This is a genomic window from Williamwhitmania taraxaci, from assembly GCF_900096565.1.
GTDB lineage: Bacteria > Bacteroidota > Bacteroidia > Bacteroidales > Williamwhitmaniaceae > Williamwhitmania > Williamwhitmania taraxaci.
Map to the genome: position 1 here is coordinate 39,113 of NZ_FMYP01000029.1, position 7,676 is coordinate 46,788.

General features: G+C 46.1%; 7 protein-coding genes and 1 pseudogene. 2 read left to right on the forward strand and 6 right to left on the reverse strand.

The window, feature by feature from the left end; translation table 11 throughout:
* Positions 1-191: 191 nt before the first annotated feature.
* From BLS65_RS09050 to BLS65_RS09065, 5 genes are all read right to left on the reverse strand, one after another.
* Positions 192-2,090, reverse strand: coding sequence for an amidophosphoribosyltransferase (locus tag BLS65_RS09050; RefSeq protein WP_092438146.1), 1,899 nt, complete (start codon positions 2,088-2,090; stop codon positions 192-194).
* Entirely contained in the window at positions 2,074-2,379 is a 306-nt protein-coding gene (locus BLS65_RS17980) for a hypothetical protein (protein ID WP_125869820.1), read from the reverse strand. Before BLS65_RS17980 ends, BLS65_RS09050 begins: the two co-directional genes overlap by 17 nt.
* A 7-nt stretch (positions 2,380-2,386) precedes the next feature.
* On the reverse strand, positions 2,387-2,857 hold the full coding sequence (locus BLS65_RS09055; protein ID WP_092438148.1) for a hypothetical protein: 471 nt from the start codon (positions 2,855-2,857) through the stop codon (positions 2,387-2,389).
* Positions 2,858-2,950: 93 nt separating this feature from the next.
* A complete protein-coding gene (locus BLS65_RS09060; RefSeq protein WP_092438149.1) occupies positions 2,951-3,430 on the reverse strand; it encodes an LEA type 2 family protein in 480 nt (159 codons plus the stop codon).
* 63 nt (positions 3,431-3,493) lie between these two features.
* Positions 3,494-4,246, reverse strand: a complete 753-nt coding sequence (locus BLS65_RS09065; RefSeq protein ID WP_092438151.1) for a YebC/PmpR family DNA-binding transcriptional regulator — start codon at positions 4,244-4,246, stop codon at positions 3,494-3,496.
* Between the two features lie 315 nt (positions 4,247-4,561).
* On the opposite strand from BLS65_RS09065, the gene miaB reads away from it, so the two are divergent.
* Positions 4,562-5,956 carry a tRNA (N6-isopentenyl adenosine(37)-C2)-methylthiotransferase MiaB gene (gene miaB / locus BLS65_RS09070; protein WP_092438153.1) on the forward strand — a complete coding sequence of 465 codons (1,395 nt, stop codon included), beginning with the start codon at positions 4,562-4,564 and terminating at the stop codon, positions 5,954-5,956.
* 118 nt (positions 5,957-6,074) lie between these two features.
* Here the strand turns inward: miaB and BLS65_RS09075 are convergent, their stop codons facing one another.
* Complete coding sequence (locus BLS65_RS09075; RefSeq protein WP_170830055.1) at positions 6,075-7,298, reverse strand: RsmB/NOP family class I SAM-dependent RNA methyltransferase; 1,224 nt, start codon at positions 7,296-7,298, stop codon at positions 6,075-6,077.
* Positions 7,299-7,466: 168 nt separating this feature from the next.
* On the opposite strand from BLS65_RS09075, the pseudogene BLS65_RS09080 reads away from it, so the two are divergent.
* Positions 7,467-7,676 (forward strand): annotated as a pseudogene (locus tag BLS65_RS09080) (hypothetical protein); the annotation flags it as partial.

Sequence of the window (7,676 nt, forward strand, 5' to 3'; positions counted from 1 at the left end):
ACGTCCAAGCCTACCACATCATATAAAAAAACCCCCAAGGATTGCACCTTGGGGGTTTGTTGCGATTACTTCAAACCGATAACTATATAAAGTCGTTGTGTGATTGTCATTTGATTGTGATGCAATAAACCAAAAAAATCCGAAACTCCTACTCTCGCTTACTCATTTTAATAAGATTTAACACTCCGCCCTTAGTAGGCTCTCTCCTTCCTACCCTCAATAAAGTTGATAAAGGAGGTGTTTACCACCCTATTACCACCAGGTGTTGGGTAGTTTCCGGTAAAATACCAGTCGCCAAGATCGTTGGGGCAGGCGGCATGAAGTCCCTCAATGGTTTGGAATACCAGCTGCAGGTCGGCCTTCATATCGGCCGGACGGAGCATCTGGCCAATTTTATGCGCAATTTCGGTAGGACTAAAGGGGCTGTAAATTCCCTTCACATAGTTCATCACCTCCTCCTTGGGTAGGTTTTGCTGCTCCTTACACTTTTGGTAAACCGAATCGATGATGCTTTGCCTTCCCGTCTCCTTGAGCAGCTCAATGGCAGCACGGAAGGCGGCAAAATCGCCGAGGTTGCTCATATCTATCCCATAGCAATCGGGGTAACGAATTTGAGGGCAGCTGCTCACCACCACAATCTTCTTGGGTTGTAGCCTATCGAGAATGCGGAGGATGGATCGTTTAAGCGTGGTTCCGCGCACTATGGAGTCGTCAATCACCACGAGGTTGTCTGTTCCCGCACGAACGGCCCCATAGGTAACATCGTAGACGTGGCCCACCAGATCGTCGCGGCCGCTATCCTGCGAAATAAAGGTGCGGAGCTTCACGTCCTTAACGGCAATTTTCTCCACCCTTGGTCTAGATGCGATAATGGTATCGAGCATTTCGGGTGTAATGGTAACTCCCGCCTTTATAATTGCTTCCTTTTTCTGGTTCAGCATATGGGTCTCTACCCCCTTTACCATACCATAGAATGCCGTTTCGGCCGTATTTGGAATAAAGGAGAATACGGTATCGTCCAGCTCGTTGTTCACGGCCTCAAGGATGGCAGGGGTAAGCAACTCACCCAATTTCTTCCGCTCCTTATATATATCGCTATCGGTTCCGCGCGAGAAGTATATTCGCTCAAAAGAGCAAGACTTACGCTCCTGCGGCACACGAATTTCGTTGTGGCTAACACTCCCGTCGCGGCGAATGATTAGGGCACAACCCGGCTTTATCTCCTGCACCTTTTCGATGGGAACGTTAAGTACCGTCTGGATTACCGGACGCTCACTGGCCACCACCACAATCTCATCGTCTTGGTAGAAGAACGCCGGACGAATGCCCCACGGATCGCGGGCCACAAAAGCATCGCCATGACCGAATAGCCCGGCAAGGGCATATCCCCCGTCGAAATCTTTAGTTGCGCGCTGAAGCACCTTTTCAATGCTAAGGTTGTTTTGAATGAACTCCGAGATTTGGGCGTTGCTCATTCCCTCATTCTTATACTGGCGGAAGAGGAGTTGGTTTTCGTCGTCGATATAGTGGCCCAGCTTCTCGAGCACTGTTACGGTATCGGAAACGTCGAGTGGATGCTGGCCCAGCTCAATAAGCTTGTTGAAGAGCTCCACCACGTTGGTCATGTTGAAGTTTCCGGCGAGCACCAAGGTGCGTGTTTTCCAGTTATTCTCACGCATTACCGGGTGCACATACTCTATGGAATGGTTACCAAAGGTTCCGTAGCGCAGATGTCCAAGGTAAAGATCGGCTGCAAACGGTATGTTGTGCAGGGCAAAGTTGGGGTCGGCTTGCTTTTCGGGTTCGAGTGAAAAGCGATTAATCCCCGCAGAGATATGATCGAACACCTCCTTTATGGGAGAGGCTGAGTTGGAGCGAATCCTATCGATATAGCGTTTCCCAGGAGGCAAGTTAAGCTTAATACCGGCTACACCGGCGCCATCTTGTCCTCGGTTGTGCTGCTTCTCCATAAGCAGGTAAAGCTTTTGGATTCCATACTGCCAAGTGCCGTATTTCTCCTGATAGTAGCTAAGTGGCTTCAGTAATCGGATGAGGGCTATGCCGCACTCATGCTTAATTTGGTCGCTCATATGGTAGGTCAGTTCTTTTTAGTGGAAGTGAAAACGGATCGCACAAAATATCAGAAGCGCACTCCAGCCGGTAGGTGTTATGGGCCTTACCATAACAACAAACAGTTGTGCGCACGGTATGTTTATTGGTAAAAACGAATGCTCCACCAAAGGAGATGGACGATGGCTGCGTTGGGATGATGTAACTATATAAACAAAGCGATCCGGCTTCTGCAAGGGTGGAGATGACTTCTCCTCGTATTTGATACGATGCCTGCTTAAGCCGGATGTTGTTTCGTGAAGTGCTCATTTGCCTTTCAGTCTGCTCTTGGATAACTTATGGTTTCCTGAATAATGAAGGCCCGCGGGAAGTCTTTGGCAATTTGTTTAAAAACCCTCATCGCCTCGTATCGGTTTCGGAAATTGCCCACCGACACCTTAAAGTAGGGATTGTCGTAGTATCGGTAACAAGGGATGTCGGGGAATTTGGCAATGAACTCTGCAATGATATCCATCGATTTCTGCCGCGATTGCTGGCTATTGTCCCGATATATGCGCACCCTAAAACCAGGAGCACCTTTGGCCTTAGCGTTTTGAAATCCCACCTGGTTGCACAGCAACTCTATTTCTGGATCTTGTAGTATAGTAACTTTACCTCCATTCTCCTTTGGAGTTTGAAGTGACTGGAAGTAGGGAATGTATCCCTCCTTTTCTGAGGTGTCTCCCTGAGCTTGCGATGAAAAAGGAGCCAATGCCAAACAAATAATTAATGCTATTCGGTGCTTCATTACTCTTGGTAAGTAAGATTTAAGTAGTTAGCAAAAGCCATCCGCTCAACTATGCGGCAAAGTTATTCATTTTATGATATAAGCCCAACTATTTTAGTTGGTTCCCTTAATCTGAGTAGCTATCTCGCCGAGGGTTTGATCCTTAAACTCAAAATTCTTACCGAAGAGCCCAACTTTCACCCGGATTTTACCGGTAATGCGAATCTTCGCGGCTAACTTTTCGGGGTTTCCGGACAGTAATACGGATCCACCCATAAGCATATTCTTCAGCTCCAACACAATGGTGGCAGGAACATCGCCAGTATACATTTTTGGAATGATCACCTTATCTTTAAGGGTAAGCTTACCCAGCTGCTGCTTCCCAAGCACGGCATCGAGGTCTATCTTCTTAATTTTAATCTTCCTGTTGTTGGGGTTTTCCACCTTAGCCACAAGATCAATATTTACTTTGTTTCCTTCCAGTGAGTTCACTTGCACATTATCCACCTTCGAAACAACGATTCCCTTTAGGCTTCCGCACGACGAAAAAGTTGCAACCAGAAGAGCCAAAACAATTAATCTTACTATTTTCATAAAGACACATTAATTAAAAACGAAAATCTACTGAACAACGAAGATAAGCTAGAACTATTGCGGCTACTCGCCTGCTTCTATTTCCGCCATAATTTCATCAGTCATTTCCATGTTATGGTAAACGGCAACAACATCATCGATCTCCTCAAAATCGTCAATCATTCGAAGAACCTTCATAGCAGTTCGAGCATCTACTGGCTTTAAATCGTTGGGAATACGGCGCAACTCGGCGTTCTCCACCTCTATCTCCATAGCCTCAAGAGCCTTTTGCATACGGCCAAAGTCTTCCATTGCCACGGTAATCTCAATAGTATCATCGTTTACCTCAATCTCCTCGGCACCGCCCTCAATTGCACCCATCTCAAAATCGTCCATGCTCTTAACGTTGGCAGCCGGAATGGTGAATACGCCCTTACGGTCGAAAAGGAAACTCAGCGATCCGTTAGTGCCTAAGCTACCTCCCTTTTTTGTAAAGATGGAACGAACAAAAGAAACAGTGCGGTTATTGTTGTCGGTGAGCGTTTCGACAAATATGGCAACTCCGCTAAATCCATACCCCTCAAAAGTAAGCTCTTGTATACCGGTTTTTTCTTGGTCGGCCTTAGTAATGGCGCGCTGAATATTCTCTTTGGGCATGTTTGCCCCTTTAGCGTTATTGATGCAAAGCCGTAGCTTAGTATTGGTCTCTGGGTCGGGCCCACCATCCTTCACGGCAACCATCATCTCCTTAATAATACGGGAAAACATTTGCGAACGCTTGGCATCTGCCGAACCCTTTTTCCTTTTAATAGTAGACCACTTACTATGACCAGACATAACTCCTAAAGATTAGATTTTGAGGGGATATAAATAAAATTTGAGCCCAAAAATAGCAATTTAACCGCTCACTTCCTTTTATAAAATGCTTTTTTATCGGAAGCAACCCAACTAACCCCTATCTACGTTACTGATATATGGAAAGATAAACTGAATATTTAAGCCCCACAATGTTCGTTGAATTACGCACAAAAGCCAAGACGAAGCTCCCCGTGTAGATTTAGGAATATTAGGTTAGTTTCAAATTTATTGGAATCGATCATTGAGAACAATAAAAGTTGTAATTTGCTATTAACTTTGCAAAAAAAAGAAGAAATGAGTAGCCTCTTCCATAAAGACAAACCTCGGTATTTTCGCAGCGTTAAGCCAGTTTACAACGAGAGTTTACCCAAAGTGTATATTGAAACCTACGGCTGCCAAATGAATTCGAGCGACTCCGAAGTTGTGGCATCCATCATGCAGGCTAATGGCTACTCCATTACCGAGAACCTCAACGAAGCCGATATAATCCTTATAAATACTTGCTCCATTCGCGACAACGCCGAAGTACGGATATGGGGTAGACTTGAGAACTTGCACATCGAGAAGAAGAAACGACCCAGCTTACTGGTAGGGGTAATTGGTTGTATGGCCGAACGATTGAAGGAAAAACTCATCGAGCGTGATAATTTTGTGGATTTGGTAGTTGGCCCCGATGCTTACCGAGAACTTCCGCAGCTTGTAAGGGCAGCAGAGGGCGGTCAGAAGGGCATCAACGTGCTTCTTTCGCGCGAGGAGACTTATGCGGAAATCAGCCCCATCAGACTCGACAAGAATGGCGTTTCCGCCTTTGTCTCCATCATGCGTGGATGCAACAACATGTGCTCCTACTGCGTGGTACCTTACACCCGAGGTGCCGAGCGAAGCCGAGATCCACATACCATTGTGCGCGAGGTTGAAGAACTTTTTGCAAATGGTTACCGGGAAGTAACGCTATTAGGGCAAAATGTGAACTCCTACGGATGGGAAAATAAAGAAGAGAGCGTCAACTTTGCCGAATTGCTCGAGATGGTAGCCCGCGTAAACCCATCGCTTCGCGTGCGCTACTCCACCTCCAATCCCAAGGATATTTCGGACGAGGTGCTCTATACCATGGCCATGTACGAGAACATCTGCAACAGCATCCACCTACCCGTTCAGTCGGGAAGCACCCGTATGCTGGAGTTAATGAATAGAGGGTATTCCCGCGAGTATTACATGTCGCGTATCGAATCCATAAGGAACATTCTCCCCGACTGCTCCATCACCACCGATATTATTGCCGGATTTTGTAGCGAAACGGAAGAAGATCACCAACAAACACTCTCGCTTATGGAGTGGTTGAAGTGCGATTATGCTTTCATGTATAAATATTCCGAGCGCCCAAATACAAAGGCTGCCAGACACTACAAGGACGACGTTCCCGAAACGGTAAAATCGCAGCGGTTGGCTGAAATTATTTCCCTGCAGGGCAAAATCTCCCTAGCGAGCAAGAAGAAGGATATTGGAAAATCGTTCGAAGTGCTGGTTGAGGGTGTTTCGAAACGTTCAACCGAATTTCTTTATGGACGAACCTCTCAAAATAATGTGGTTGTATTCCCCAAGGAAAACCTCAAAATTGGTGACTATGTATATGTGGAGATCACTGGCTGCACGTCGTCAACGCTTATAGCAAACGTGGTAGCAGAGTAGTATATTAGTTCCCGCAAACATCGTATAATTCATAAAGAACCCCGGCAGATCACTGTCGGGGTTTTTATTAACCAATCGGAAGAACATTAGCCAACCGTTCTGTTTACTTTTAGACTTATTAGGCATTCCTACCTATGAGTGCCATATAAAATCCATCGCCTTCGGTTTCGGAAGGGAAGAGTTGAATCTCCTTAACTAAATAGAAGTTAGAATTCTGGGCAAGGAAAGCCTCTACCTGTAATCGGTTTTCCGAGGGTAAGATACTACAAGTGGAGTAAACCATTTGACCACCGGGCTTAACCATAACCGAGTAAGATGCTATGATCTCCCGCTGCTGGGTGTGTAAGTTTTCAAGGGTAGTATCCTTCATTAGCCACCGAGCCTCTGGATTACGTCGCCAAACGCCCGTTCCGGTGCAGGGAACATCCAGCAGCAACCGATCCACCAAATCGTGGAAGGGTAAGAATGCATTTGGGATGGCGGCATCTACCGACTCCACATTCAACACACCTGCACGTTGTGCTCTGCGACGCATGGTTGATAGTTTATAAACTAGGTTGTCGGCAGCTACCAAGCGACCCTTGTTTTCCATCAAGGCTGCAAGATGAAGCGTTTTTCCACCGTTGCCGGCACAAGCATCCATCACCAACATCCCCGGTTTGGGGTCCAGTAGTTCGGCAACGCGTTGAGAGGAAATATCCTGAAACTCAAAGAGCCCTTCATGAAATTCATGGGTAAGAAACAGATTTCCCTTTCTATCCATCACCAACCCATTTGCCACATCCGTTGCCTTGGTGCAGTTGATGCCCTGGTCGGCAAACTTTTGCTGTAAGTCGTCGACCGTCGTTTTTAATGTATTAGCACGTAGTGCTTGTAAGGGAGAACTGTTTAGGGCATCTAACTCCTTTTCCCATCTATCGCCCAACTCGGCCTTACCCAGGACGAAAAGCCAATCGGGAACGGAGAAGCGGATAGCAGGATTCGATTCGGCATTTGAGGCTACCCGAGTAAGGTATGCCTTAAAGTTGAAACGAGGCAACTCAAGCCGCTTGGGCACTTGAATATCCCTCCAGAGAATATATGCGGATGCCAACAAATAGGAACGCTCAATGGGTTTATACCCACTAAAGTTCATTCCCGACTCCAATAGCCGTTTGTTGCGTAAAAGATCGTAGAACATTTCGGAGACGCAACCCCTATCGCGATTATTCAACCCTTTCTTCTCCAGAAATAAGCGTTGCAATATCTTATCGGCATAGCCGGGCTCTACCTCAAACCGCCGCACCGCCTCGGTTAGAAGGAATAGCGTTAACTCATCCGCATGCTTTACTGTAATGGCCATTGTAGTTTTATTAAAGCGCAAAAGTAAAAATAAAATATGCTTATACCATAATACCTTATATCCGCAACATAAAAGCATAAAATAATCGGGAACCCCTGTAATAATAATCATCACAAGGCTTTCCCGATTAAAATATTTTCACCTACTTAGGTGAAAACATCGTAGCGGATGAAAATTACATATTCTAGCGACACCATCAACTCTTTTGGCGGAATAAATTTTGCAGACAAAATTATCCGGGAGGCCTCTATTTACGACACCATAGACCAAACGCTTGGCATTCGGGGAGTTAAGGCACAGTATTCCTACAGTGATTTGTTTCGATCCTACCTCATGCTGGTTTTATGCGGCGGCGAATGCGCCGAGGATATTACCGAA

Coding starts and splice junctions, on each gene's coding strand:
- BLS65_RS09060 (WP_092438149.1), bottom strand. CDS start 3,430: ATGAAAATAGTAAGATTAATTGTTTTGGCTCTTCTGGTTGCAACTTTT.
- BLS65_RS09055 (WP_092438148.1), bottom strand. CDS start 2,857: ATGAAGCACCGAATAGCATTAATTATTTGTTTGGCATTGGCTCCTTTT.
- BLS65_RS09065 (WP_092438151.1), bottom strand. CDS start 4,246: ATGTCTGGTCATAGTAAGTGGTCTACTATTAAAAGGAAAAAGGGTTCG.
- BLS65_RS09075 (WP_170830055.1), bottom strand. CDS start 7,298: ATGGCCATTACAGTAAAGCATGCGGATGAGTTAACGCTATTCCTTCTA.
- miaB (WP_092438153.1), top strand. CDS start 4,562: ATGAGTAGCCTCTTCCATAAAGACAAACCTCGGTATTTTCGCAGCGTT.
- BLS65_RS09050 (WP_092438146.1), bottom strand. CDS start 2,090: ATGAGCGACCAAATTAAGCATGAGTGCGGCATAGCCCTCATCCGATTA.
- BLS65_RS17980 (WP_125869820.1), bottom strand. CDS start 2,379: ATGAGCACTTCACGAAACAACATCCGGCTTAAGCAGGCATCGTATCAA.